This window comes from Candidatus Nitrotoga fabula (assembly GCF_905221025.1).
In the GTDB taxonomy this organism is placed as follows: domain Bacteria; phylum Pseudomonadota; class Gammaproteobacteria; order Burkholderiales; family Gallionellaceae; genus Nitrotoga; species Nitrotoga fabula.
The window spans coordinates 75,153-101,292 of the sequence record NZ_CAJNBL010000008.1 but is presented as its reverse complement, the minus strand read 5'-3'; the positions used below and the strand labels follow the sequence as shown (position 1 = coordinate 101,292).

Annotated in this window: 22 protein-coding genes; 18 read left to right on the top strand and 4 right to left on the bottom strand. The window is 54.0% G+C overall.

Going from position 1 to position 26,140, the window contains the following annotated elements:
• The first annotated feature begins 8 nt into the window (after positions 1-8).
• From KJA68_RS03530 to gnd, 14 genes are all read left to right on the top strand, one after another.
• Positions 9-1,697 carry a DUF3696 domain-containing protein gene (locus tag KJA68_RS03530; protein ID WP_213035556.1) on the top strand — a complete coding sequence of 563 codons (1,689 nt, stop codon included), beginning with the start codon at positions 9-11 and terminating at the stop codon, positions 1,695-1,697.
• On the top strand, positions 1,697-2,557 hold the full coding sequence (locus KJA68_RS03525; RefSeq protein ID WP_213035555.1) for a hypothetical protein: 861 nt from the start codon (positions 1,697-1,699) through the stop codon (positions 2,555-2,557). Before KJA68_RS03530 ends, KJA68_RS03525 begins: the two co-directional genes overlap by 1 nt.
• A gap of 117 nt (positions 2,558-2,674) precedes the next feature.
• The gene (locus tag KJA68_RS03520) at positions 2,675-4,645 is read left to right on the top strand and encodes a bifunctional 3-phosphoshikimate 1-carboxyvinyltransferase/cytidylate kinase (protein WP_213035554.1); all 1,971 of its coding nucleotides are present in this window, start codon (positions 2,675-2,677) and stop codon (positions 4,643-4,645) included.
• A gap of 124 nt (positions 4,646-4,769) precedes the next feature.
• Entirely contained in the window at positions 4,770-6,500 is a 1,731-nt protein-coding gene (gene rpsA / locus KJA68_RS03515; protein ID WP_213035553.1) for a 30S ribosomal protein S1, read from the top strand.
• A 17-nt stretch (positions 6,501-6,517) separates the two neighbouring features.
• Positions 6,518-6,805 (top strand): integration host factor subunit beta, encoded by a 288-nt coding sequence (locus KJA68_RS03510; RefSeq protein ID WP_213035552.1) that lies wholly within the window; start codon positions 6,518-6,520, stop codon positions 6,803-6,805.
• 140 nt (positions 6,806-6,945) lie between these two features.
• Positions 6,946-7,236, top strand: a complete 291-nt coding sequence (locus KJA68_RS03505) for a LapA family protein (RefSeq protein WP_246487047.1) — start codon at positions 6,946-6,948, stop codon at positions 7,234-7,236.
• A gap of 231 nt (positions 7,237-7,467) precedes the next feature.
• Complete coding sequence (gene lapB / locus KJA68_RS03500; protein ID WP_213035551.1) at positions 7,468-8,649, top strand: lipopolysaccharide assembly protein LapB; 1,182 nt, start codon at positions 7,468-7,470, stop codon at positions 8,647-8,649.
• On the top strand, positions 8,646-9,347 hold the full coding sequence (gene pyrF, locus KJA68_RS03495) for an orotidine-5'-phosphate decarboxylase (RefSeq protein WP_213035550.1): 702 nt from the start codon (positions 8,646-8,648) through the stop codon (positions 9,345-9,347). Before lapB ends, pyrF begins: the two co-directional genes overlap by 4 nt.
• A complete protein-coding gene (locus tag KJA68_RS03490) occupies positions 9,344-9,535 on the top strand; it encodes a hypothetical protein (RefSeq protein WP_213035549.1) in 192 nt (63 codons plus the stop codon). Before pyrF ends, KJA68_RS03490 begins: the two co-directional genes overlap by 4 nt.
• Positions 9,536-9,579: 44 nt before the next feature.
• A complete protein-coding gene (locus KJA68_RS03485) occupies positions 9,580-10,779 on the top strand; it encodes an O-antigen ligase family protein (protein WP_213035548.1) in 1,200 nt (399 codons plus the stop codon).
• On the top strand, positions 10,776-11,549 hold the full coding sequence (locus KJA68_RS03480; RefSeq protein ID WP_213035547.1) for a hypothetical protein: 774 nt from the start codon (positions 10,776-10,778) through the stop codon (positions 11,547-11,549). The genes KJA68_RS03485 and KJA68_RS03480 overlap by 4 nt, the downstream gene beginning before the upstream one ends.
• A gap of 181 nt (positions 11,550-11,730) precedes the next feature.
• Positions 11,731-12,684: a glycosyltransferase gene (locus tag KJA68_RS03475; RefSeq protein WP_213035546.1), complete on the top strand. Its 954-nt coding sequence runs from the start codon at positions 11,731-11,733 to the stop codon at positions 12,682-12,684.
• Entirely contained in the window at positions 12,681-13,715 is a 1,035-nt protein-coding gene (locus KJA68_RS03470; protein WP_213035545.1) for a glycosyltransferase family 10 domain-containing protein, read from the top strand. The genes KJA68_RS03475 and KJA68_RS03470 overlap by 4 nt, the downstream gene beginning before the upstream one ends.
• Positions 13,716-13,965: 250 nt before the next feature.
• Positions 13,966-14,877, top strand: coding sequence for a phosphogluconate dehydrogenase (NAD(+)-dependent, decarboxylating) (gnd, locus tag KJA68_RS03465; RefSeq protein WP_213035544.1), 912 nt, complete (start codon positions 13,966-13,968; stop codon positions 14,875-14,877).
• A gap of 43 nt (positions 14,878-14,920) precedes the next feature.
• On the opposite strand, the gene ntrC is transcribed toward gnd, so the two are convergent.
• Positions 14,921-16,312, bottom strand: coding sequence for a nitrogen regulation protein NR(I) (gene ntrC / locus KJA68_RS03460; RefSeq protein ID WP_213035543.1), 1,392 nt, complete (start codon positions 16,310-16,312; stop codon positions 14,921-14,923).
• Positions 16,290-17,381 (bottom strand): nitrogen regulation protein NR(II), encoded by a 1,092-nt coding sequence (gene glnL / locus KJA68_RS03455; RefSeq protein ID WP_213035542.1) that lies wholly within the window; start codon positions 17,379-17,381, stop codon positions 16,290-16,292. Before glnL ends, ntrC begins: the two co-directional genes overlap by 23 nt.
• Before the next feature lie 422 nt (positions 17,382-17,803).
• Between glnL and KJA68_RS03450 the strand changes: the two genes are divergently transcribed.
• From KJA68_RS03450 to KJA68_RS03440, 3 genes are read left to right on the top strand one after another with little or no spacing between them, the layout of a single operon-like run.
• The gene (locus KJA68_RS03450) at positions 17,804-19,360 is read left to right on the top strand and encodes an efflux transporter outer membrane subunit (protein WP_213035541.1); all 1,557 of its coding nucleotides are present in this window, start codon (positions 17,804-17,806) and stop codon (positions 19,358-19,360) included.
• Positions 19,361-19,375: 15 nt separating this feature from the next.
• Positions 19,376-20,518 carry an efflux RND transporter periplasmic adaptor subunit gene (locus tag KJA68_RS03445; RefSeq protein ID WP_213035540.1) on the top strand — a complete coding sequence of 381 codons (1,143 nt, stop codon included), beginning with the start codon at positions 19,376-19,378 and terminating at the stop codon, positions 20,516-20,518.
• Positions 20,515-23,619, top strand: a complete 3,105-nt coding sequence (locus KJA68_RS03440; protein ID WP_246487046.1) for an efflux RND transporter permease subunit — start codon at positions 20,515-20,517, stop codon at positions 23,617-23,619. The genes KJA68_RS03445 and KJA68_RS03440 overlap by 4 nt, the downstream gene beginning before the upstream one ends.
• 132 nt (positions 23,620-23,751) lie before the next feature.
• Here the strand turns inward: KJA68_RS03440 and KJA68_RS03435 are convergent, their stop codons facing one another.
• Both KJA68_RS03435 and KJA68_RS03430 read right to left on the bottom strand, forming a co-directional pair.
• On the bottom strand, positions 23,752-24,771 hold the full coding sequence (locus tag KJA68_RS03435; protein WP_213035539.1) for a ribonuclease Z: 1,020 nt from the start codon (positions 24,769-24,771) through the stop codon (positions 23,752-23,754).
• Between the two features lie 39 nt (positions 24,772-24,810).
• Positions 24,811-25,470, bottom strand: coding sequence for a phosphoribosyltransferase (locus tag KJA68_RS03430; RefSeq protein WP_213035538.1), 660 nt, complete (start codon positions 25,468-25,470; stop codon positions 24,811-24,813).
• A 377-nt stretch (positions 25,471-25,847) separates the two neighbouring features.
• Between KJA68_RS03430 and KJA68_RS03425 the strand changes: the two genes are divergently transcribed.
• The gene (locus tag KJA68_RS03425) at positions 25,848-26,111 is read left to right on the top strand and encodes an accessory factor UbiK family protein (RefSeq protein ID WP_213035537.1); all 264 of its coding nucleotides are present in this window, start codon (positions 25,848-25,850) and stop codon (positions 26,109-26,111) included.
• Positions 26,112-26,140 lie beyond the last annotated feature (29 nt).

The following is a 26,140-nucleotide window of genomic DNA, read 5'->3' as shown; positions in this document are numbered from 1 at the left end:
GGATACGGATGGCAATTTCCCGGATGGGACTGACAAAAATAGGCATCGAGAATTTCAAGGGGGTTGGTCAGGAGGTCCAGATTGACCTCAAGCCGGTCACGCTGCTTTTCGGGGCGAACAGTGTCGGCAAGAGCACAATTATGCAAGCCCTGCAGTATATGCGGGAAGTGCTGGAACGAAACAATGCCAATCCGGACCGCACCCTTCAGGGTGGGGATTTCGTGGACCTGGGCGGATTCCGCAACCTGGTCCATCTGCGGGATACAACCCGTCATATTTCGATTCAGGTTGAGATGTCGCTGGGGGGGAAGGGATTGCCGGATCTGGTTCCGGAAGCGTTTGATGACTGGCAAACCGACGATTCCAGAGTATGGGCCTTCTATAACTTGCTGCATGGAACCAAAAACCGTGTGGAGTCAGTAAGCGTCCGGCTGGAGGTGGCCTGGAGTCATCTCCGGGACAAAACGGTAGTGGTGGGTTATCAGGTGGGAGCCAATGGCGAGTGGCTTGCCGAAATCAATGCTTCTGACGATGGCCGGGATGTCAGCATCAGCATGAACGAAATCAATCCGATTTTTATGCATCCCATCCCGCAAAAGGATCCGGACAGGAACCGGGAACATTTCCTGCGAACCCATCCGGGCGCAGCCGGGCCCGGGAGCGCTGAACCCCAGAAAATCGAGACGCACTATACCGTATGGCCACATATCATCGAGACGGTAACCGATGCGGGCCTGGAAAAGACCGGGGAAGGGTTGCGCGAATGGCTGACCGGTTTTGACAGCGCATTGCCGCGGCTGGGAGAGTTGCTGCACATCCCGGCACCGGAGGTTACCGGCGCCGAGAATGTGTACATTGCCCGGGAGTTCACCGCCTTTATTTCATCCCTGATCGTGGGGCCGGGCTTGCTGGTGCGGGATGAGCTGCGCAGGCTGCGCTATGTCGGGCCGATCCGTCATGTTCCTGCACGCGATTTTGATGCCAGCCTGACCAGGGATGAGGCGGGATGGGCGGATGGCCTGGCCGGCTGGGAGGCCTTGCTGACCGGGCAGCAGAGCCTGGTAGATGATGTCAGCCGCTGGATGGCGGATGAAGACAAGTTGAATACCGGTTATGCAATCGAGCGCCGCTGGGTGCGTGAAGTGCGCGCCGAGTGGCTGGAATTGCTTGGTTCCGGAGAGCTGCCGCCGGAACGCCGGTGGATGTTGCACAAGGCGATTGAAACCCTGCAGGCCAGGCCACGCATCGGCCTGGTCGATACCCGGTCCGGCCTGGAAATGCAGCCCAGGGATGTGGGGATCGGTATTTCGCAGGTGCTGCCGGTAGTGGTGGCGGCACTGGAGCCTTCCGCAAGCCTGGTAACGATTGAGCAGCCGGAGCTGCATATTCACCCTTCGGTGCAGGTCGGGCTGGGCGATCTGCTGGTGTACAGCATTCTTCGCTACGATATGAGTTTCCTGATTGAAACGCATAGCGAGCATCTGGTCCTGCGCCTGCTGCGCCGGATTCGGGAGACTACGGAAGGAGACCTGCCGCCGGGTTTTCCGCCGGTTTTGCCGGAAATGATCGGTGTCTATTATGTCGGGCGGGGAGAGAAAGGGATGGAGATTCAGTTCCTGCCTGTGGATAAGGCAGGCGAATTTACCCGAAGCTGGCCCAGCGGGTTTTTTGATGAACGTGCCGGTGAGTTGTTCTGATGATCAAGGAATTTGCACTGGATCCGGAAGCGATTACTTCGTCCTATCGCGAGTTCTGTTACTTTACCGAGAAATTCGGCGTGAGCCAGGGACGGGTCATTTCTGCCTTTCCCAGGAAATGGAGGAAGATGGTTTGTGAGTCTGCTTTGCGAGAACATCAAGGGAAGGTCGAGTTTTCCCGGATCGTGGAAAGGCTGAACAAGCTTGGCGGAGACATTGTGTTTGATACCGGCAGGCCAAGCGGCGATGGATCGCAGGCATGGATAGACCGCGCGCTGGCGGAGCATGCGCGCAGGCCTTTTGCCGCGATTATCTCCGCTACCGCGGTAGACCATCCCGATGTACTCCAGAAGGATGAAATTGATGAAGAAAACCCGCGTTTCAGGTCCGCCCGGCAACGTGCGGTTCCCCGGACCGCAAAGGCGCTGGTAGGCTGTGCCGGGTTTCTGATCCGGCATGCTAGAATAATTAAAATTGTGGATCCACACTTTGACCTTGCCAAGCCTCGTTACTTGCGACCGCTGGAGCAGATCGCTTCCCTGTTGCAGGGCAATCAGGCTACCGTGGAAATACACCGCAGTGATGAGATTGCGGAAGATGAGCTGATTCGCCGTTTCCGGCAGTATGCTCCCTTGCTGCCTGCAGGGGTAAAGATGCAGCTGCATCTTTATGAAAAAACGCAAATGCATAATCGCTTTATTCTTACTGAAAGAGGTGGGCTGATCTACGGGGTCGGTCTCTGTGACAATGAAGATGGCGGGGGAGCCCCTGATGAGGAGGTCATCCTGATGGAAACAGAAATCAGGGATGCCCGCTGGAATCACTACAGTAAAGCCCTGCCGGTCGCTTTCTGGCCATAGCAGTAGGCCGGCATGCAACCGGAACTATGGGAATGCGTATTTTTTTACGGCATTCCGGCCAGATTGACTCGCTAATTGAATTCCTAATATTGCAGTGAATGAATTACTTTTTCTGAAATGAAATACCCTGACCATATTGATCTTCCTCCTCTGCTCAGTGCGCGGGGAACGGCACGCCTTCCCGGCTCGAAAAGCATATCCAACCGCATTTTGCTTCTTTCCGCTTTGTCTCATGGGACAACGGAAATTCATGACCTGCTGCATTCCGATGATACCGATGTCATGCTGAACGGGTTGCGCACCCTGGGAGTGTCCATCGAAGCGCTGGGGGGGCACTCCTACCGGGTACACGGGTGTGCCGGTGGCTTTCCGGTTAAGGAGGCCGGGCTATTCCTGGGAAATGCCGGTACGGCTTTCCGCCCGCTGACTGCCGCGCTTGCGCTGAGTGGAGGGTGTTACCGGCTTTCCGGGGTTCCCCGCATGCATGAGCGCCCGATTGGGGATCTGGTGGATGCATTGCGCAGGCTGGGAGCAGATATCCGCTATCTGGGCACGGAGGGTTTTCCTCCGCTGGAAATCTATCCGGCCAGTTTGAGCAGCGGCGGTCGTATTATGGTGCGCGGTGATGTTTCCAGCCAGTTTCTCAGTTCGTTGCTGATGGCGTTGCCCCTGCTCCCCGGTGCTACCATCGTGGGGGTGGAGGGTGAGCTGATTTCCAAGCCCTATATCGATATCACGCTGGCGATGATGGCCCGTTTCGGTGTCCAGGTCGCTCGGGATGGCTGGAGCTCGTTTACCGTCCCCGCCGGCAGCCGGTATACCGCGCCGGGCATGGTTCATGTCGAGGGTGATGCCTCGTCCGCATCCTATTTTCTGGCCGCGGGTGCTATTGGCGGCGGTCCGGTAAGGGTGGAGGGAGTGGGGCATGACAGTATTCAGGGGGATGTGCGTTTTGTTGAAGCGCTGCGGCAGATGGGTGCGCACATTACCATGGGGCCGAACTGGATTGAGGCAAGCGCGCCGGAATCCGGAAGGTTACAGGGGATAGACCTGGATTGTAATCATATCCCTGATGCGGCGATGACGCTGGCCGTTTGCGCACTGTTTGCCGATGGGGTAACGACGCTGCGGAATATTGCAAGCTGGCGTGTCAAGGAAACCGATCGTATCGATGCGATGGCTGCAGAACTGCGCAAATTTGGTGCAAAGGTGGAGGATGGTGCGGATTTCCTGAGCGTTTCTTTTCCCTGCGCGACTGCCGCGGTTTCCCGCCCGCCCGTGATCGATACGTATGATGATCATCGCATGGCGATGTGTTTTTCGCTGGCCGCGTTCGGTCAGACCGGGGTGCGTATCAAAGACCCGCAATGCGTCGCCAAAACCTTTCCGGATTACTTTGAATGCCTGGCCAGGGTGGTGAAGGCAGTACCTGTTATCGCCATAGATGGGCCTTCTGCTTCCGGCAAGGGTACCGTGGCGCAGCGGGTGGCAGAGGCACTGGGCTTTCATTATCTGGATAGCGGGGCCTTGTATCGGATGCTGTCGCTGGCTGCGAGGCAGCAAGGGATTGCACTTGACAGGGAAGATCAGCTGGCCGACCTGGCAGGGTGCATGGAGATTCGCTTCGAGGGAGCGGATTCCTGGCTGGATGACGTAAGGGTAACGGACGAATTGCGTTCCGAGGAATCCGCGGTGGATGCCTCCGTAGTGGCGCTCCTGCCTGCGGTGCGCGCTGTGCTGTTGGAAAAGCAGCGTGCGTTCCGCAGGAAACCCGGTCTGGTTGCGGATGGCCGGGATATGGCATCTGTAGTGTTTCCGGATGCGGCGCTGAAAATATTTCTTACGGCCAGCGCTGAAATTCGTGCCGAACGGCGTTATAAACAGTTGATAGAAAAAGGAATGAATGCTAACATTTCCAATCTGCTAAAGAGTATTCGCGAGCGGGACGAGCGGGACAGTCAGCGTAGCGTGGCACCCATGCAACAGGTATCCGGGGCAGTCTTGCTTGATACCTCCAGCCTGACGGTTGCGCAGGCGGTGCAGGAAGTGCTGGCCCGCTATCATTCCATGTCTGAAATGCCAGGGTAAAAGCTGTGAATTCAATTTGGCAGGAAAACCGTATGATGGATACGACCGCCCCGCAACCGTTTTATGGGTTCGGGTTTTTTAACTAGCCCCGCGAAATGCGGGTTTGTTCTGGATAAGATGATAAATGAATGCTAATGCTGCCGTAGTTGAGAACGATCAGGAAAGTTTCGCTTCACTGTTTGAAGAAAGCCTGACGCGCAAGGAAATGCGCGCGGGCGAACTGGTTACTGCGTATATTGTACGCATCGATCATAACGTGGTGGTGGTGAATGCCGGTCTGAAATCCGAAAGCTTTATTCCTGTTGAGGAGTTTCTCAACGCTGCAGGTGAGATTGAAGTGAAGGCTGGTGATTTTGTAACCGTGGCGATTGAATCGCTGGAGAATGGTTATGGTGAAACCAAGCTGTCACGGGAGAAGGCAAAGCGTCTTGCAGCATGGATTGAGCTGGAAGAAGCGATGAAAGAGGGCAAGATCGTTGAAGGCTTTGTGAGCGGCAAGGTAAAAGGTGGTCTGACCGCCATGGTAAATGGCATACGTGCTTTCCTGCCCGGTTCTCTGGTGGACATCCGCCCGGTAAAGGATACGACTCCTTATGAGAACAAGGAGATGGAGCTCAAGATTATCAAACTGGACCGCAAGCGTAATAACGTGGTGGTTTCCCGCCGCGCAGTTCTGGAAGCAAGCCAGGGAGCGGATCGTCAGGCCATGATGGAAAGCCTGAAGGAAGGAGCCACGGTAAAAGGTATTGTAAAAAATATTACCGATTATGGCGCATTTGTGGATCTGGGAGGAATCGATGGCCTGCTGCATATTACCGATCTGGCCTGGCGTCGTGTGAAGCATCCTTCCGAGGTGCTGGCGATCGGTGATGAGGTGGAGGCCAGGATTCTCAAGTTCGATCAAGAGAAAAATCGTGTTTCCCTGGGGATCAAACAGATGGGAGACGACCCGTGGACAGGCCTGGAACGTCGCTACCCGCAAGGAACCCGCTTGTTCGGCAAGGTGACCAATCTGACTGACTATGGTGCGTTTGTTGAAATTGAACAGGGTATCGAAGGTCTGGTGCATGTTTCTGAGATGGATTGGACCAACAAGAATGTGCATCCTTCCAAGGTGGTGCAGCTGGGCGATGAAGTAGAGGTCATGATCCTGGAAATTGACGAACAGCGCCGCCGGATTTCCCTGGGCATGAAACAGTGCAAATCCAATCCATGGGATGATTTTGCCCTGAATCACAAGAAGGGGGACAAAGTAAAAGGTCAGATCAAGTCGATTACCGATTTCGGTATATTCATCGGCCTGGATGGCGGGATCGACGGCCTGGTTCATTTGTCTGACCTTTCCTGGTCGGTTCCCGGAGAAGAGGCAGTACGCAATTACAAAAAAGGGGATGAGCTTGAGGCAGTAGTGCTGGCGATTGATGTGGAGCGTGAGCGAATTTCATTGGGTGTCAAGCAAATGGATGGCGACCTGTTCAACGGCTATATTGCGACGCATGACAAGGGCAGCGTAGTGAATGGCGTGGTCAAGTCCATTGATGCGAAAGGTGCAATTGTTACCCTGGATGGAGAGGTTGAGGGTTTCCTCAAGGCTTCCGAGGTGTCTGCGGATCGTGTTGAGGATATACGTAATCACCTGAAGGAAGGTGACACGGTAAAAGCGATGATTACGAACATTGATCGTAAGAATCGTGGCATCAATTTGTCCATAAAAGCCTTGGAGAAGGCGGACGAGACAGCAGTGATGCAGAAATTTTCTGCTGCCGCGGTTGAAAGTTCCGCGACAGCAGGAACGACCAATCTGGGTGCCCTGCTGAAAGCGAAAATGGGTACCAGCAAGGCGGACGCATCATAATTAAGGAGTGACTAGGAATGACCCGTTCTGAACTTATTGCAAAATTGGCGGAGCGTTTTCCACAACTGTTGGCCAAGGATGCCGATCTTGCAGTCAAAGAGATCCTGGATGCCATGGCAGAAACTCTGGAACGGGGCGAACGCATTGAAATCCGGGGCTTCGGCAGCTTTGCCCTGAATTATCGTCCGCCGCGGATAGGTCGCAACCCGAAATCTGGAGACAAGGTGCAGGTACCTGCGAAATATGTACCTCACTTCAAGGCAGGCAAGGAATTGCGTGAACGGGTTGATTATACGGCTTCTTGAAACCGGTTCAGCCGATCTGGATGAACCGGGGAAGGGATGGCTGTAGGAGAGAGTTTTTTCGGGAATGAAATGGACGGCCTGTCGCAAGATAGTGCCGTCTATTTTTTGGTGGCTCATGTGGCAAAAATGATTGCAGGTAAATGATGCGCTATCTGATCTGGTTGTTACGTGCGATATTGTTTCTGGTGTTTTTGGGTTTTGCCATCAAAAATGACCAACCTGTGGTGTTGCACTATATTCTTGGCTATGAATGGCATACTTCGTTGATACTCGCGTTGTTGCTGTTTTTTGCTGCAGGAATGGTTGTCGGCGTGCTTGCGGTGCTGAATAATATTCTTCGGCAACGCAGGGAGATCGCGATGCTGAAACGCGAATTACGCCTGAAAAGCAAGCTGGTAAATGAAAGCGACCTGAATTCCCCGGGAATGTAGGGTAGGGATGGAACCCGGGTCCGCTTCAGGCGAGCCTGCAAAGGACGGGATCGTTCATCTGTGCAGAGATTTTGCCTTCTGGAAAGTCAGTAACGCCTGTTTCTGCCAGGTTGGGCTGGTTGTTGTCTTTCCGCTTTGATCTGTATTCCGGTTCAATTCCATGTGATGACCATTGGTTTGTAAAATATACTGCTCATGGATTGCATCCTTTTTTAATCCGGCTTGTCTGTTATGAATTTTGAACTTTGGATGCTGCTGGTTTTTCCGCTGTTTTTTGGAATGGGTTGGGTGGCTGCGCGGATCGATATCAAGCAGTTGCTGTTTGAATCCAGATCCTTGCCACGATCCTATTTTCAGGGGTTGAATTTCCTGCTGAACGAGCAGCAGGATAAAGCGATTGAGGCTTTTATCGAAGTGGTGCAGGTGGATCCGCAAACGATCGAATTGCATTTTGCATTGGGCAATTTATTCCGTCGCCGTGGCGAAGTGGATCGTGCCATCCGGATGCATTTGAATTTGATCGAACGCCCTGATCTTGAGGAAGACAAGAAACAGCAGGCATTATTCGAGTTGGCTCAGGATTACCTGAATGCAGGGATATTAGACCGGGCAGAAGAACTGTTCCTGAAGTTGCAGGGCACTTCGTATGCCCATGCAGCGTTAAACTTTCTTCTCGAGCTGTATCAGAAAGAGAAAAACTGGGTAATGGCGATCGAGATTACCCAGCGGCTGGCGAAATTGAGCGGCAAGCCGTATGACAAGGAGGCGGCCTTTTTTTATTGTGAACTGGCTGCCGGGGATTGGGCAATGCAACGAATTGACGGGGCACGGAGCTATTTGGCGCAGGCGCTGGAAGCTAACCCCCATTCGGTGCGGGCCACGATGATGCTCGGAGACATCGAAAATGCGTTGCAAAAGTACGCAAACGCAATTGAAATCTGGCAGCGGGTCAGACATCAGGACCCACAGTACCTGCCTCTGGTTGCAGAACGCCTGCTTCAGGCTTACAGAAATCTGGGGCAGGCAGATGCAGGTATTAGTTTGTTGCAGGAATATTTGATCAATTATTCTTCGCTGGATCTGATGAATGTGCTGTTTGATGCCATCGTGAAACGGGACGGACCGGAAGCGGCATACAAGTTGGTAAGGGGGGAACTCCAGCGCAACCCAACACTGCTGGGCCTTGACAAGCTGTTGGAGGCGCGGTTGCTGGATATGTCGATGGAACATCGTTCCGATGTGGAAATGGTGAAAAATCTGGTGCACCAGCGTACCCGGCTGCTGGCCATGTATCGTTGTGCAAATTGCGGGTTCAAGGCACGGCAATTTTACTGGCACTGTCCGGCATGTCATGGCTGGGAAACGTATTTGCCGCGCAGAACGGAAGAAATCGGGCATGAAGCGAAACTATGAGAGACCCTAAAATTATTGTTGCCCTGGATTATCCCGATGCTGCTGGCGCGCTGGATCTGGTTGTGCAGCTGGAGCCAGCGCTGTGTCGCCTCAAGGTGGGCATGGAGCTATTCACTGCAGCAGGTCCCAGGCTGGTGGAACAGCTGATGCAGCGGGGGTTTGAAATTTTTCTTGATTTGAAATTCCATGACATCCCCAATACGGTGGCACAGGCATGCAAGGCTGCTGCCGCGTTGGGAGTATGGATGGTAAACGTCCATGCACTTGGCGGCCGCAGGATGATGGAGGTGGCAAGAGAAGGGCTGAGCGCATATCCCAGAGCTCCCAGGCTGATTGCTGTAACCGTTCTGACCAGCATGTCGCAGGAAGATCTGACCGGTCTGGGGATGAAGGATTCCCCTGCTGACCTGGTATTGCGCCTGGCGAAGCTGGCGCAGGATAGCGGCATGGATGGGGTCGTGTGTTCCGCCCAGGAGGCAGCTCTGCTGCGTCGGCAATGCGGTGATAAATTCTGTCTGGTTACGCCTGGTATCCGCCTGGCTAATGGCGTAGCGGATGACCAGTCGCGGGTGATGACTCCGCGCATTGCGATGGAACAGGGAGCGGATTATCTTGTGATCGGTCGCCCTGTCACTCGTGCCGCAGACCCGTTGCAGGCCCTGAACGAAATGATCCGGCAAGCTGGCGACAGGGTGTGAATTTTTTCATTCGCCATGAATCCTACGGGGTCGGGATAGCGAACGGTCTGTTGCGACCCGGGATAGCTGATCCGGATTCGGGCAGGCTTGTACATGGCCTGCCGCAGGATTGCGCGAGATTCCAGGTCAGCATCTCGGTTTCCGGAAAAATCAGGCTGGAAGATGGATTCCGGTATCCCCGAGGTTGAATAATGATATTTCTTATTTTTGAATCACGAAAGTCCACGAAACGATGAATGCTGTGTTCCAGCGGGATTTGCTGCCTCAAACGATCCTGTCCTTTCTACCGCTGACGTTATTTTTTCCGGTCGGCATCATTTATGCGTTTATTGTGCTGTTTATAATAAGCTGGCTGTATTCTGCAGGCTTTCAAGCAAAATGGCAGGCAGTCAAGATGAACCCGATGTTCACGCCGATTGCAGGCATGTTCGTTGTTTCATGCCTTGCAGCAGTTTTACTGGAGCGACCCCAGGGGACTTTCTGGTCCGGTTTTGCCCATTATCAAATCTATATTTTTCTACTGCTTTTCATCAGCGCCGGTCCCGGAGACTGGCAAAGGCAGGCGGTCAGATTCTTCTTTGCCGGCGCAGTGTATGCCGCAACCCTGTATTATCTGAATTTCATCGGACTGCTCCCGGGTTGGGGTATTTTTACCAATTATCTGGAATATAAGGGAAACAAATCCATCCTGTACGCAATCTTGCTGGCGATTGCTGCAGCGTGGATGCTCCATGAAATCGTTTCCATTGCGGATCGCAGAAGGATGTGGCTGCGAATCCTGGCATTCCTGTATGTAGTCATTGCGCTGCTGTTTCTTGCCAAATCACGAACGGCCAGCCTGATTTTCATATTGCTGTGCGCATGGATTTTCATAAAATGCTATGCCATGTCCCGGCGCAATATGCTCTGGATATTCAGCCTGGTATCCCTGTTCGCGGTTGTCTGGGTATCCGTATCGGATGTGGGGCAGCGCATACGTGGAACCTTTGGAGATATTGAGGCATTTTCACAGGGCAAGCAAATCAGCGACGACGGGATACGCCTTGAGATGTTCAGTATTACTTCCAGAATTATTGCCGAAAAGCCATGGACCGGGCACGGGATTGCAACATTTCCCATCCAGTACCGTCAATATGCGAAAGGTTTGCCAAGTGAAGGAACACACACCCCGCATAACGATTATCTGCTTTATGCTTCCGAAATCGGCTTCATCGGACTGGCAGTTCTGTTGTGGATATGGCTGACGCAGTTGATCATCGCATGGAAAATTGGCGGAACTCCCGGTATGTGGCTGGGTACGCTGGGGGTGGCTATAATGGTCGGCGGAATGTTTAATGCGATTTTGAGAGATGCAGTATTTGGCATGCCATTGATGGTGTTGCTTGCCATACCGCTTGCAGGCGTAACGCGGAGCGATCTGAATCCGATATGAAAAAAAATATTGAAGAGTCTGCCATTCCTCCCATTGCGGATATGGATGAGCGCGTCATTCTGTGCATGAAATGGGGAAGCAAGTATGGCCCAGAGTATGTCAACAGGCTATATGCGATGGTCGCGCGGAATTTGCAGGGCCGTTTCCGTTTTGTCTGCCTGACGGATCAGAGTGCAGGGGTGCGTCCCGAAGTGGAATGCCTGCCTATTCCTGATCTAGCCTTGCCTGAAGGAATTCCAGAGCGTGGCTGGAAAAAGTTGACCACTTTCGAAGCCAATCTGCATGGATTGCAGGGCACTGCGCTATTTCTTGACCTGGATGTCGTGATTGTAAGCGGCATTGACTGTTTCTTTGAGCACCCCGGGGAATTTTTGATCATTCATGACTGGAAGCGGCGGTGGCGCATTACCGGTAATTCTTCTGTCTATCGCTTCCGGCTGGGCGCGCATGCCGGGCTGCTGGAGGAATTCCGGACCGGGCAGGCTGAAATCCGGCGCAGGTTCCGGAATGAGCAGGCATTTCTATCCGACTGGTTTCACCGGCAGGGGAAACTGGGCTACTGGCCTGATTCCTGGTGCCGCAGCTTCAAATATCATTGCGTTACCCCTTGGCCAAGCAATTATTGGTGCATTCCAGTCATTCCAGATGGCGCGCGCATTCTGATTTTTCACGGGGAGGTCAACCCGCCGGATGCTTTGGCTGGGCGACGGAACCGCAGGTTTCGTTTCGTACGCCCGGCACCATGGATATCCAGGTACTGGACTGAATGAAATCCCCGTGAAAGATGGATGCCAGGTTCGGGGAATGCAGCAGCAGTTTTCTGCCAGCCAGGATATCCAAAGCGGCTGCCGGCTTTTTCAGTATCGCAGAAAGCGTGTGTGCTGAACATTCTCTTGAATCCATGTAAACTTGCTTGCCTGCCTTCAGGTTCGGTCGCTGGACTCATGCCGCGTGCACCCATTGTCAAATCAGATTGAGAAGCCCTTAACTATCGTGCGTACCGAAGTAGTCGTTTCAACTTACAATAACCCTATGGCCTTGAATTACGTACTGCTGGCCCTGGCTGCACAGCGTGGCGCTGAATTCAGCGTGTGTATTGCGGACGACGGGTCTGGCGCTCCGACGCAGAGGGTAATCGAGAGTTGGGCTGGACGAATTGGCCGGGTTCCATTGCGTCATATCTGGCAGGAGGATGACGGTTTTCGTAAAAATGCCATTCTGAATAAAGCGATCGATACTTCCCGAGCGGATTATCTGATTTTTATCGATGGCGATTGTGTAGCTCGCCCAGATTTTGTCGCCCGGCATATCTCCCGCCGTGCCGAAGGGATTTTCCTTTCCGGGGGGATGATACGGCTGCCAGACCGTTCAACGCAGGCGCTATCCGAACAGCTGGTTGCCAGCGGGGCGGTTTTCCATTTGAACTGGATAGCCGGCCAGATCGGGATACGGAAATTCAGCACCCTCCTTAAAGCTGCGGCATTACCGGCAGGGTTGGCGCGAATGCTGGAGCAGCTTTCCCCGGTCAAGCGCACCTGGAATGGTGCAAACAGTTCGGCATGGCGGGGCGATATCATTGCGGTGAATGGCTTTGACGAGTCATTGCGATATGGCGCCGAAGATGTGGAGATGGGGGTGCGCCTGACCAATAACGGCATCATCGGTAGGCACATTCGCTACAGCACCTGCTTGCTCCATATCGAGCACTCTCGTGGTTATGCCGATCCTGAAATCGTACAACGGAACAAAGAGTATGTAAGGGAAGTGAGAAAAAGAGGCATTGTCTGGACAGAAAATGGCATGGTAAAGCCCGCCGCCAGAACGGAGGAGGGGAAAGACTGTGGTCAGGCGCCGGCTTCCCGGTTGCAAGGTGCTGGCGTCCTTTCAGAGGTTGCAGCCAAATGAAACACGCATCGATTGTGGCAGCCAGGCACAGGCAGAATGAAATTTTCAGGCCGGATGATGCGGGACCGAATGGCCGGGAATTCTTTCTGCCATACAGGATGTTGCGGGATTATTTCCGTGAAGCCGGGATCGAACTTTCTACAGCCGACATGAATCGGGGGCGCGAGGTGCTTTTCGAGTTGCATGTCAATGCAAGGCGTAGCCTGCCGGAATGTCCCGCTTATGCCTATCTGTATGAAGATCCAATAGTCCGGCCGCTCAACGGCGACCCTGCATGGTTGAGCCGTTATCGCAAGGCTTTTACATCGAATGAAACCTTGATCGATCATCGGCAAATATTGCGCCTGGATTATCCAAATGACCTGAGTTTGCGGGCAGTGCCAGATTTTACCGGGCGCGACCAGTTTTGCGTGATGATCGCCTCCAACAAAGCATTGCGGCATCCCGACCCGCGCAATCTGCACGACAAGCGCATTGAAATCATCCGTTTTTTTGAGAAAAATGCCCCTGTCCTCTTTGCGCTCTATGGCAAGGGCTGGAACATTCCTGCGGTACGCCCCGGTTTGGCGGGGCGATTGATCAAGCGCGTGCACCAGTGGCGCAGCAGAATATATCCGGGCCAACCGTTCCCGAGCTATCGTGGGGTGGTGCGATCCAAAGCAGAGGTTCTGGACCGAGCCAGATTTTCCATCTGCTATGAGAATTCACGCGGCAGCCCTGGTTATCTGACCGAGAAAATATTTGACTGCTTTACCAGTGGCTGCGTACCGGTTTATATTGGTACGGCCAATGTAGCCGAGCTTGTTCCAGAAGGCTGTTATATTGACGGGGACCGCTTCAGTAATCCTGCAGAGTTGCTGTGTTTCCTGCAATCCGTAGATGCTGCCCGTTATGCTCGGTACCAGGTAGAAATCCGACGTTTTTTGGCCAGCCCGGAGAGCGTGCGTTTTACCAATGAGCATTTTTGCCGCTTTCTAGTGGATGTGATCCTGGCAGATTTGATGACGGAACACAGATTATCCAACGCATGAGATTTTTGCCCTACGAAGACGTGCTGACTGTGTATTCTGCTCTCATGATTTGCAATGGCAGTAATCCCGGCCTGCCACGAGACTGATTGGCCTCCAGGTTTTGCAGCCAGTGTGGAGAATCGTGGTGCCCTTGTAAAGATTTGTCAGGCGCTCTTGCAACTGCAGATGATCATGCAGTGTTGTCAAGGAGATAGGTTGGCGGCTGGTTGTGTCGGTCAATAAAATAAAAACATTTTGAAAGGGCGATTGCATGAAGCTGGCGATGATCGGACTGGGGAAAATGGGCGGCAGCATGGCGCGAAGATTACTCAGAGCGGGCATGGAGGTAGTGGGATACGACCATGACCCGAAAGTGGTTGCGCAATTATCTGCCAAGGATGAGATGAGTGCCGCGGCTTCGGTGGCGGATGCGGTTGCGCAATTACCCATTCCGCGCATTGTGTGGCTGATGTTGCCGAGCGGGGAGCCGACAGAGCAGCAGATTCAGGCACTTACCCCGATGCTGTCAGCCGGAGACATCATTGTTGATGGCGGAAACTCAAACTATCATGATAGCCAGCGTCGGGGTGCGTGGTTGGCAGAGCAGGGGATCGGTTTCATGGATGCAGGAACTTCAGGTGGGGTATGGGGGCTTGAGAACGGTTATTGCCTGATGGTCGGGGGAAGCGTCGGCGTTGTGAAAACCATGCAGCCCGTGCTCCAAGTGCTGGCTCCTTCCCCGGAACACGGATGGGCACGTGTCGGGCCGGTAGGCGCAGGACATTTTGCCAAGATGATACACAATGGGATTGAATACGGCATGATGCAGTCACTTGCAGAAGGCCTTGAACTGCTGCGGGGAAAACAGGAATTTGACCTTGATTTGGCCCAGATCACGGAACTGTGGCGACACGGTTCCGTGGTGCGCAGCTGGCTGCTGGACCTGACTGCAAAAGCCCTGCAAGCCAATCAGGATCTGGAAACCATTGCTCCGTATGTGCCGGATTCAGGGGAAGGCCGCTGGACAGTGATCGAATCCGTGGATCAGGGAGTGGCGACACCGGTGCTGACATCGGCCTTGCAAATGCGTTTTGCCAGCCGGAATGAAAGGGGGTATGGCTTCCGGTTGCTTTCCTTGATGCGCAATGCCTTCGGTGGGCATGCAGTAAAACGGACGGAATAAACAGGCCGGCAGGCGCGGTCAGACCAGTTGCCTGCAACAGGTTTTATTCCAGTTCCAATTCCTGAATCTTGCGCGTCATGGTGTTGCGCCCCATTCCCAGCAGGGTGGCAGCCTCGATGCGCCTGCCATCGGTATGCTTGAGTGCCTGTGTGATCAGGATGCGTTCGAACTGCCGATTCAGGCGGTCTAAAATGTCTTGCTCTCCGCGTTCCAAAGCCAGTGCTACCTGCTGGCCCAGCATAATCTGCCAGTCGCCGGAATCCATATCAGCTGTTGTGGGTGTCTCGCGCCATTCGGGTGGCAAATCGGAAATTTCAATCTGGTGGGAAGGGGTCATTACCGTCAGCCAGTGGCAGAGATTTTCCAGTTGCCTGACATTTCCAGGGAAGTCCTGTTTTGCCAGGTAACGTAGCGTGTCCTGGTTGAAGGTCTTCTGTTCGACGGACAGTTCCTCAGCTTTTTTCTGCAAAAAATATTTCGCGAGCAGAGGGATGTCTTCCCGGCGTTCGCGCAGGGGGGGTAGATAGAGGCGAATGACGTTTAGACGGTGGAACAGGTCTTCGCGAAACAATCCCTGCTTTACCCGCTCTTCCAGGTTCTGGTGTGTGGCCGCAATGATGCGTACGTTGGTTCTGATCAGTTGATTTCCGCCAACGCGGTAATAATTTTTGTCCGACAGCACACGCAATAATCGCGTCTGTAGTTCTGCCGGCATGTCTCCGATTTCATCCAGGAACAGAGTACCGCCTTCAGCCTGTTCAAAGCGGCCCCGGCGGCTTGCTGCCGCACCCGTGAATGCGCCCCGCTCATGGCCGAATAATTCGGATTCGAGCAAATCCTTGGAAATGGCCGCAGTGTTAATGGCGATGAAAGGCTGGCTGGAGCGCGGACTGTGCCGGTGTAATGCATGTGCCACCAGTTCTTTGCCAGTGCCGGATTCGCCATTGATGATCACGGTTGCATGGGAATGCGATAGCCGTCCTATCGCGCGGAACACTTCCTGCATGGCTGGCGCCTGTCCCAGGATATGCGGAGTGGCAATGGACTGTTCTGCAGGTACACTGGAGCGCATGCTCTGTTCCAGAGCGCGCCGGATCAATGCAACGGCCTGGTCGATGTCAAACGGCTTGGGCAGATATTCGAATGCTCCGCCCTGGAATACTGACACGGCGCTTTCCAGGTCGGAATAGGCAGTCATGATGATGACTGGCAAACCAGGATGTTTTTTCTGCAGTTCATATAGCAGTTTCAGCCCTGAGCTGCCGGGCATGCGGATATCGCTGATAACGACCTGGGGCGGATCATGATCCTGCAATGCTGCCATGGCTTCATCGGCCGAGGTGAAACTTGTGAAGAGAATATCCGAACGCGTCAGGGCTTTTTCCAGTACCCAGCGTATGGAGCGGTCATCGTCAATGATCCAGGCGGTTTTCATGGGCAACGTTATGATATGGCTTGGTTTCTTGGATGGGTAGTATAACTGTAAAGCAGGTGCGTCCCGGTTCGCTTTCAAATTCGATGATGCCTTTATGCTGGCTGACATAGTCCTGTGCCAGGGTCAGTCCAAGGCCATGCCCGTTATCGCGGCCGGAGACCAGTGGATAAAATATTTTGTCATGCAAATGCACGGGGATGCCAGGGCCATCGTCAATGACCTGAATGGATACCGCCAGACGGTGGCGTTCCTTCAATAAAGTGACCTGACGCAAGATACGCGTACGCAGCAGAATGTTTCCTTTCCCCTGTATTGCCTGGGCAGCGTTGCGCACGATATTCAGGGTGATCTGGATTAACTGTTCCTTGTCGCCAGTCAACAGGGGCAGACTTGGATCGTAATCACGCTGCATGTGCAGGTCTTCCGGGTATTCGGCAAGCATCAGGCTGCGAACCCTCTCAAGCACTTCGTGTATGTTAAGCGAACGGACATCGGGTCTGGATCGCGGGGTGAGGAACTGGTCCATTAGTGAAGTCAGCCGGTCAGTTTCCTGAATAACAACCTGTGTGTACTCACGCAGGCCTGGTTTTTCCAATTCGTGTTCCAGCAACTGTGCAGCGCCTCTTATGCCCCCGAGAGGATTTTTGATTTCATGGGCGAGATTCCGCAGCAAATGTCGGTTGGCCTGTGTCTGGTCCAGCATTTGCTTTTCGCGCGCGAGTTTTAATGAGCGGTCAATCGTATGGAATTCCAGCAGTAAAAATGAGTTTGGCTGCACCGGCGTAGCTGTGCAGCGTAAATGCAACTTGCTGCCAGGCGGAACCCCGAGCGTAAGATCATGTTCCGTATAACTGGCACCATGAGACAGGGCATGCTGTATTGCGGCAGCGAGTTGCTCGGTTTGGGTGAACACCTCCAGCAGCGGAAGGCCGATCAGGCTTTTGCTGCTTAATGCAAACAGATTTTCTGCAGATGGGTTGAGGTAAGTGATATGCGATTTTTCATCCAGTACAATGACTGCAGTTGTGAGATGTTCGATAGCAGGCAAACAGGTATTGGCCGGAAGCATGGTAATTTTGAAAGTAATACGTTTATTTCAGGCAGCAGGCAGTCGCTTCATAAATTCAAATTACCCGATAAAAATGATTTGGGCAAGAAATATTAAGACGCCGATGCAGGGAGTTACCCCCTGGGCGTGGATAAGAACAGGGCAGAGGGAGCATGAACAGTGGTAGAAAGACATATCCGGCAGGATGAACCTTGGGTCGGTGCCTGCGGCAAGTAATGTCCGGCTTTCTCTCTGGCGCATTCCAACCACTGGGTAGGACTTAATTTCTGGGCAAGGTCGTCTCTAATGGTTTCTTGTTGTAAGATACGTCCGGGTGGAGAGATTTCAGAATTTGGGGCTCATTTATTTTTAACGATTACATGCAATATTTTACCTTCCATCATCAAGATCTGTACCGCTCCGCTCAACGTGGACCAACCTGTATGGGGTTTACGGGATGCCTGCGTACCGGGTTGATGATGGGATGCCTGCTGTTCCTGTATGGATGTATTAATGTAGGGCCAGATTTCAAACGGCCTGACCCGCCGGATGTGGCAGGTTATACGGCACAGAAGCTGCCAGAAAAAACGGAATCTGCCCCGGTTAAACTGGGCATGGCACAGCGTTTTGTCACCCGGAAAAATGTTGAGGCGGAATGGTGGAAGAGTTTTGGATCGGCGAAACTGGATGCCCTGATTGAGCAAGCCCTGCTGGCCAGCCCAACCCTTGAGGCTGCACAGGCTACCTTGCAGCAAGCCCGGCAAACTTATGCTGCACAAAGGGGCGCTACGCTGTTTCCGCAGGTGAGCGCCAAACTGAGCGCGCAGCGCCAGGAATTTAATCCTGCAATTTTCGGGCAGCAGGGAAATTCCAAGATATTCGATTTGTATAATGCCGGAGTCACGGTCGGTTACAATTTTGATCTCTTCGGTGGTAATCGCCGCACTCTCGAATCACTAGCAGCGCAGGCAGACTACCAGCGTTACCAGTTTGAAGGCGCGCGGCTGGCGCTGGCTGCCAATATCGTTACTACTGCCATCTCACAGGCGCAGCTTGCCGAGCAGATCAAGGCAACAACCTCCATTCTGGCAGACGAAGAAAAGCAGCTTGAAATTACCAGGCAACGTTTTAAGCTCGGGGCTGTGCCGCGAAATGATGAGTTTGCCCTGGTAACCCAGGTGGAGCAGACACGTGCCAGCATCCCGTTGTTGCGCACCAGTCTTGAGAAAACCGGAAATCTGCTTGCCGTGCTGGTGGGGCAGCCACCCGGTGCGGCGCAGATGCCAAAATTTTTCCTGTCTGATTTCAAGTTGCCCACGGAACTGCCTGTTGTCGTGCCTTCCGGTCTGGTGCGCCAGCGGCCGGACATCCAGGCATCCGAAGCATTGCTCCATGCAGCCAATGCACGGCATGGGGCGGTCGTGTCCACCATTTACCCGAAAATTGATCTGTCCGGAAATTTGAGTTCGCTGGCGGTGGCTACGTCCGGCCTGTTCGGGGCGGAATCGCTGATCTGGAGCATTGTCGGTCAGGCAGTGCAGCCATTGATCAATTTCGGCTACAAGGACGAGGTCCGGGCAGCCGAATCAGGTTATCAAGCAGCCGCAGCGAATTACCGCCAGACCCTGCTACAGGCATTCCGCAATGTTGCCGACGTACTGTATACCCTGGACAATGACGCGCAGGTACTGCAGGCACGAGCCACGGCCCGTACTTCTGCGCAAGCGTCGCTGATGATTACCCGGCAGCAGTTTTCCCTGGGAGGGGTGGGTTATTTACCGTTGTTGATTGCGCAAATTCAGGCGCGCAATGCCGAGATCAATCTGATTTCCGCGCAGGCCCAGCGTTTGACGGATACGGCTGCGCTGTATCAGGCGATGGGTGGCGGCTGGATGGCTGCTTCCGGGCAGGAAGGGACCCATCAGGAACAGCCTGTCCGGCTGCCCGTACAGAATGCATTGCATGCGCAATCCGTTCAGCACGGGTTGAGCCGCAATTGAGCATGGAGTATTTGCATGGCTAAGGGAATGACCAAACGCTTGGTTATCATGCTGCTGCTGACTGCCTTGGTGTTCGGCGGGATTTATGCATTCCAGCAGTTTCGCAATAAAATGATTCAGCAGTCGATCAGGGGCATGGCAAACCCGCCGCAAAGCGTATCCACCACCGTGGTGCAATTTTCTGCCTGGCAGCCTGCATTTGAAGCGGTGGGCAATCTGCGTGCTTCAAATGGAACTAGTCTGGCAGCCGAGGTCAGTGGCCTGGTTACCGCAATTCATTTCGATTCTGGAGCTACGGTGAAAGCTGGGCAGCTGTTGCTGGAATTGAATGCATCCCCTTTCAAAGCCCAGCTGGGGCAACTCAAGGCTGCAGCCCTGCTGGCAAAACAGAATTATGACCGTGATGTTGCACAGTACAAAGTGCAGGCAGTCAGCAAGGCTGCTGTGGAAGTTTCCGCCGCCAACCTGAAAAGCGCCCTGGCACAGATTACCACGCAGGAAGCGATCATTGCCCAGAGAAGTATACGCGCCCCCTTTTCCGGCCGGCTAGGAATACGACAGGTTGATCTTGGACAATATCTGGCTCCGGGTGCTGTCCTGGTCAACCTGCAAAAACTGGATCCGATGTATCTGGACTTTAGCGTGCCCCAGGCCCATATGGATCTGGTTCGTGTTGGAGAAACCGTCGCGGTGCAGACCAGCGCGTTCCCTGGCAGGGTTTTCATGGGAACCGTTTCTGCGATTGAACCCCAGGTGGAAATCAGTACACGCAACATTAAAGTAAGGGCCAGTATCCGCAATCCAAAAAATGAACTGATTCCTGGTTTGTTTGCTACGGTAAGGGTGAACCGGGGCGGACAAAAAGAATATCTGACGCTGCCGAATGCAGCCATTTCCTATAATCCTTACGGAAGCACGGTATTTGTAGTAAAAAGGAAGGGAAAAGATGCCAGTGGCAAGCCGTTGCTGGTGGCGGAACAGCGCTTTGTCACAACCGGCCCAACACGCGGTGATCAGGTGGCCGTGCTGTCCGGCCTCAAAGCGAACGAGATTGTGGTGACTTCCGGTCAGTTGAAGCTGCGCAATGGGACTCCGGTATTGGTCAATAACAGCGTGCAGCCGTCCAGCAACCCCAACCCTGATGTTCAAGACGAATGAGCCACGCTGCTGAAGCCGCGATGCGAAAATTTACTGATATTTTCGTCGAACGACCGGTTCTGGCAACCGTGATCAGTCTGGTCATACTGGTTCTGGGATTGCGTTCGCTTGGTTCGCTGCCGATCCTGCAATTTCCCTATACACAAAATGCCGTAGTCACCGTTACCACCTCCTATCTTGGAGCCGATGCCAATCTGGTGGCGAGCTTTATCACAACCCCGCTGGAAACCTCGGTAGCCCAGGCGGATGGCATTGATTACATGACATCCACAAGCAGCCAGGGAGTGAGCGTCATTACTGCCCACCTGCGGTTGAATCATGATCCGGATAATGCGCTGACCGAGATCAATACCAAGGTCAATGCCGTTCTGAATCAACTGCCGCCCCAGGCGCAGAAACCCACCCTTTCCGTCAGTATCGGGCAGACCATCGATGCGATGTATATCGGCTTTTACAGTGATGTGCTCCAGTCCAATCAGGTTACGGACTATCTCGTACGTTCGGTGCAGCCCAGGCTCCAGGCAATCGAAGGGGTCCAGGTTGCAGAATTGCTGGGGTCGAAGAATTTCGCCCTGAGAGCATGGCTGGACCCGCACAAACTGGCTGCGGTTGGCCTGACCGCAGCCGATGTGCACAGTTTCCTGGCTGCAAACAATTTTTTGTCTTCCAGCGGGCAATCCAAGGGGCAAATGGTACAGATCAACCTGAGGGTATCTACTTCGTTGCACTCGGTGGATGATTTCAGGCGGATGGTCATCAAGCAGCAGGGTAATTCGGTAGTGCGTCTGGAAGATGTCGCGACGGTGACCCTGGGTGCTGATGACTATGATAACAGCGTGGCCTTTGACGGCAAGAAAGCGGTGTACGTCGGCATACAGATTGCTCCGGGGGCAAATCTTCTGGAGGTGCTCGCCCGTGTGCGCGATGCCATGCCTGGAATTCAGGCCCAGCTTCCACAGGGTTTGCACAGCAATATCGTTTACGATTCAACCAAATTCGTCAGTTCTTCCATCAATGAGGTGGTGAAAACATTGCTGGAAGCGGTCCTGATTGTCACGGTTGTGGTCTTCGTATTTCTCGGCTCGCTGCGTTCGGTGCTGGTTCCCGTCGTGGCGATACCACTTTCGCTGGTAGGCACGTTCACAGTGATGCTGGCGCTGGGGTATTCCATCAATCTGCTCACGCTGCTGGCTCTGGTTCTGGCTATCGGGCTGGTTGTGGATGATGCAATCATCGTGGTGGAAAACGTAAACCGCCATTTGGAGCAAGGTCTGACCCCCTTTGAATCTGCTGTCAGGGCAGCCCGCGAACTGGCCAACCCGATCATCGCCATGACGATTGTGCTGGTTGCGGTATATGTGCCGATCGGCTTCATGAGCGGGCTGACTGGTGCGCTGTTTACCGAGTTTGCTTTTACTCTGGTCGGAGCTGTGACGATCTCCGCGGTCGTCGCCCTGACGCTCTCACCCATGATGTGCTCCCGTTTTCTGCATACCCCGAGCCGCGAGGGTGGGAGCTGGCAGGACCGTTTGCAGCTTTGGCTGGATCAGCGCTTTGAACGCCTGCATCTTCGCTATGAAAAAAGCCTGCGCGGGACGCTGGATTTCGTGCCGGTCATCGCCGTGTTCGCGGCTCTGATAATCGGAGGCATCTATTTCCTGTATGCCACTTCAATGTCCGAGCTTGCTCCGCAGGAGGACCAGGGGGTACTGCTTGCGGTTTCTTACAATGCGCCGGATGCCACGCTGCGTCAACGCGAACTGTTTGGCGATCAGGTTCATCATGTGTTCAAGTCCCACGCTGAAACCGATCATACTTTCCAGCTTAACATGCCGTCTCAGGTTATTTCCGGCATGGTCCTCAAGCCCTGGGATGAGCGCGTAAAAACCGCCATGATACTGCAGCCCCAGATTCAGAATGAACTGGCGAAAATTGCCGGTTCGCAGAATGCCGTTTTCCAGCCGCCCCCGCTTCCCGGAGCGAGCGGAATGCCGATCCAGTTTGTGATTACCACCTCGGAATCTTTTCACAGGCTGCATGATGTGGCGCAGCAATTCTTGCAGGAGGCCGAGAAAACAGGAGAGTTCATTTTTGTGCAGACGGATTTGCGCATAGACCTGCCGCAAACCCGTGTGGTTATCGATCGCAACATGGCATCACAGCTTGGTCTGAACATGCAGGATATCGGTTCGGCGCTTTCCTCCATGCTGGGAGGCAACTATGTAAACTATTTCGAACTGGAAGGCCGCTCCTATAAGGTCATTCCCCAGGTGGCGCAGCGCTTCCGTCTGAACGTGGACCAGCTCTCCCATTATTATCTGCGGGCCGCGGACGGGCAGATGGTGCCGTTGTCCACAGTCGCGCATATGGAAACCACTACCGAGCCTGAAACCATTAATCACTTTCAGCAGCAAAACATGGCCACCATACAGGGAGTGGCTTTCCCTACCTCCTCGCAGGGGCAGGTACTGGAACGGCTGAAAACCCTGGCGGAAAAAAACCTGCCTGCGGGATACAGCTATGATTATGCAGGGACCTCCAGGCAGTTCATACAGGAATCCGGCGGGCTCATGCTCACTTTTTTCTTTGCTATCGTGATTATTTACCTTGCACTTGCGGCACAGTTTGAAAGCTTTCGCGACCCAGCCATCATCCTGGTATCGGTACCCATGTCTATTGTCGGAGCGCTGATTTTCATTAATCTTGGCATCGGACAGACCAAGCTTAATATTTACACCGAAGTCGGCCTGATTACCCTGGTTGCACTCATATCCAAGCATGGCATTCTGATTGTGGAATTTGCCAATAATCTGCAGCAGTCAGGGTTCAGCAAGCGGAACGCCATAGAAAAAGCAGCGGGATTACGCCTGCGCCCGATTCTGATGACCACCGCAGCCATGGTTCTGGGGGTCCTGCCGCTGATCACCGCGAGTGGTGCCGGCGCATTGAGTCGGATCAACATGGGTATCGTGATTGCAAGCGGCCTGTCGATCGGCACATTGTTCACGCTGTTTGTCGTGCCCGGGATGTATATGATGCTTGCAACGGACCGCAATCATGCGGTGAAGATGCAAGGAGAAACTGCCCGGACACAAGGTTAGGCGCAGGCCAGATTACAGGCCAGGAACCGTTGCGCCTGTCCTCGTGCCGGTTGAATTCTGCTATGGATTTCCGGGAGTAGGGTTACGGATCACAATCCAATCTCAGTCTGGCATGGATCGTATACTATCCGGTCAGAGCACCTTCCCGCCGAAAGCTTCTGCGACTTCCGCGCGTAGCAGCGGCCAGTCGCAGGGTCTGTAGCGCGAGGAAAAATGCATCGGGATGACGCAGCCTGCCCCGGCTGCCCGCGCCACTTCCCCCGCCTGGCGTGCAGTCAGATGTGATTTGCGTTGCCCGTGCGCGGCATCGCGCTCCATGAAGGCGGCCTCGATGTATAGCAGGTCTGCCTGATTTGCCAGTTCAACCATGGCATTCCGGTTATTTTCGTGCCACGCGGCATCGGTGATATAGGCAATTTTTTGGCCCGGCACGATGCGTAGTGCAGATTTCAGTTCTCCCAGGGGCACGCTACGCTCTTGCCCGGCATTTTTTTCGCGCCAGCTTACTTGTATTGCTTGCTGCTCCGGGGCATTGCACAATACCGCCTGTTTCAGGTCGCGCAGCCAGGGGCCTGTAGCCAGGCCGAGTGCGTGCAGGCGGTTTTTCCACAGGTTGACATGGGCGGTTTCTTCCAGAGCATAGGCCAGGCATGGGATGCCTCCATGATCCAGCAATGCGTAGCGCACCTGCATGGCAGGCTCACGCAGCAATAGATTTCCTGGAACCGGCACACAGGATGCATGCTCGCGGCGAAATGCGCGGCAGCAGCAGAAGCTGGCGCGCTTCGCGGTATCGCTGCCGTCCAGTTCGGTAACAATCAGGGTCAGGTTGGTGGCATAGTTCTGTACCAGATTCCAGGTATAAGCGAACAGCTTGTGCTCTACCTGGGCAAGAAAACCGGGAGGGCCATACAGATGCAGAGTTTTTTCACGGCCCAGCATGAGACGCAGGAGCCAGCCAAAACCGATGAAGTGATCCATGTGGGTATGGCTGACGAATACATGGCGGATGCGCAGCAGTTTGCGTGGGGGTAATGCCCGGATGTCGCCGAGGTCGAAAAGCAGGGCGCGCTGTTCGAACTGGCAGTCTATGAACAACGCGATATCGCCTGCCGGGCCGTTGACCAGCTGCGGACGGAAAATAGTACGCATGCTGTTTCCAGGTCTATCTGCCGGCCTGTACAGGACGAATCATTTTTCAGAGGATTGCTGGTGGCTCGGATTCGGCCTGCATGCCGCCAGGATCTGCACCACTTCCTCGTCGCTCACCTGGGGGAAGGACTGGTAAAACTGTCCCACTGCAGAAAATGATTCCGGTGCAAGCAGGCATATTACCTCGTCTGCATAGGAGGACACCCTGGCCAGGGTATCGGGCGGCGAAACTGGCACAGCGCAAACCAGTTTCTGCGGATGCCGTGCACGTAAGGCATGCAGCGCGGCGATCATTGTGGAGCCGGTTGCCAGCCCATCATCCACCACGATGACGGTGCGGCCCGCAGGTTCAAGCGCGGAATGCACCGGAGTGTAGCTGGCGCGGCGCTGGCGCAGGATCTCAAGTTGCGCAGTCTTTTCGGCCTCAATATATTGCTGGCCTCCGGCAATTTGTTCGGCATATTCGGCAAGATAGGTCCAGCCGGATTCGTCTACGGAACCGATGGCAAATTCCGGGTTTCCCGGCGCGCGCAGCTTGCGCACCAGCACCACGTCCATCTCTCCATCCAGTGTCTCGGCAATGATTTTTGCCATGGGCACTGCACCGCGCGGTATCGCCAGGATCAGGGGATGCGTGCCGCGATATCGGAGCAGTTTTTGTACCAGTTTACAGGCTGCATCTTTGCGATCCCTGAACATGCCGTTTTCTCCTTTTCAGCGGTTCATCTGCGCCGTGCGGTCTATAGGATTGCACGTCATCAGGATTATTCCAGATCGCCCGCTTCAATGGTAGATGCCGATAGTACATTTTTTGCGACCGGCAGGCTCGCCATCAGGTTCGACGTAGAAAAGCAGTGCTCTGTGCAACGAATAGCGGTGGGTGATTTCCGCTGAAATCCTGCTCCCTGTGCAGGATTTGCTGCATCCGGGCAGCTTCTGGCCCGTTCAGGGTAAGTAGTTCATAATGCGTCTGGAGTTCGGACTGTAATCCACATAGCAAACGCACCCCGCTGTCCCAACAGTGCAGGCAAGTCTGTTACACTGCAATTTCTCATTTACCCGTTTGGAGAGACACCATGACAAAATTCTTTGATGAAATTTCCGATAAAATCAGCAAAGCGGTAGCCAGCAGCCCGGCAAAAGATGTTGAGAAGAACGCCCGCGCCCTGCTGGCACAGGGATTTTCCAAGCTGGACCTGGTCACGCGCGAAGAATTTGATGTCCAGGTTCAGCTGCTCGCACGGACCGTGGAAAAACTGGAGGCGCTTGAAGCCAGGGTCGCTGCCCTTGAAGTTCAGCATAACCCTCTTGTGGGTGGCGATACAGCCAGTAACGGCTAGCTGCGGTTTGAACCATAGCGCAGCACCGG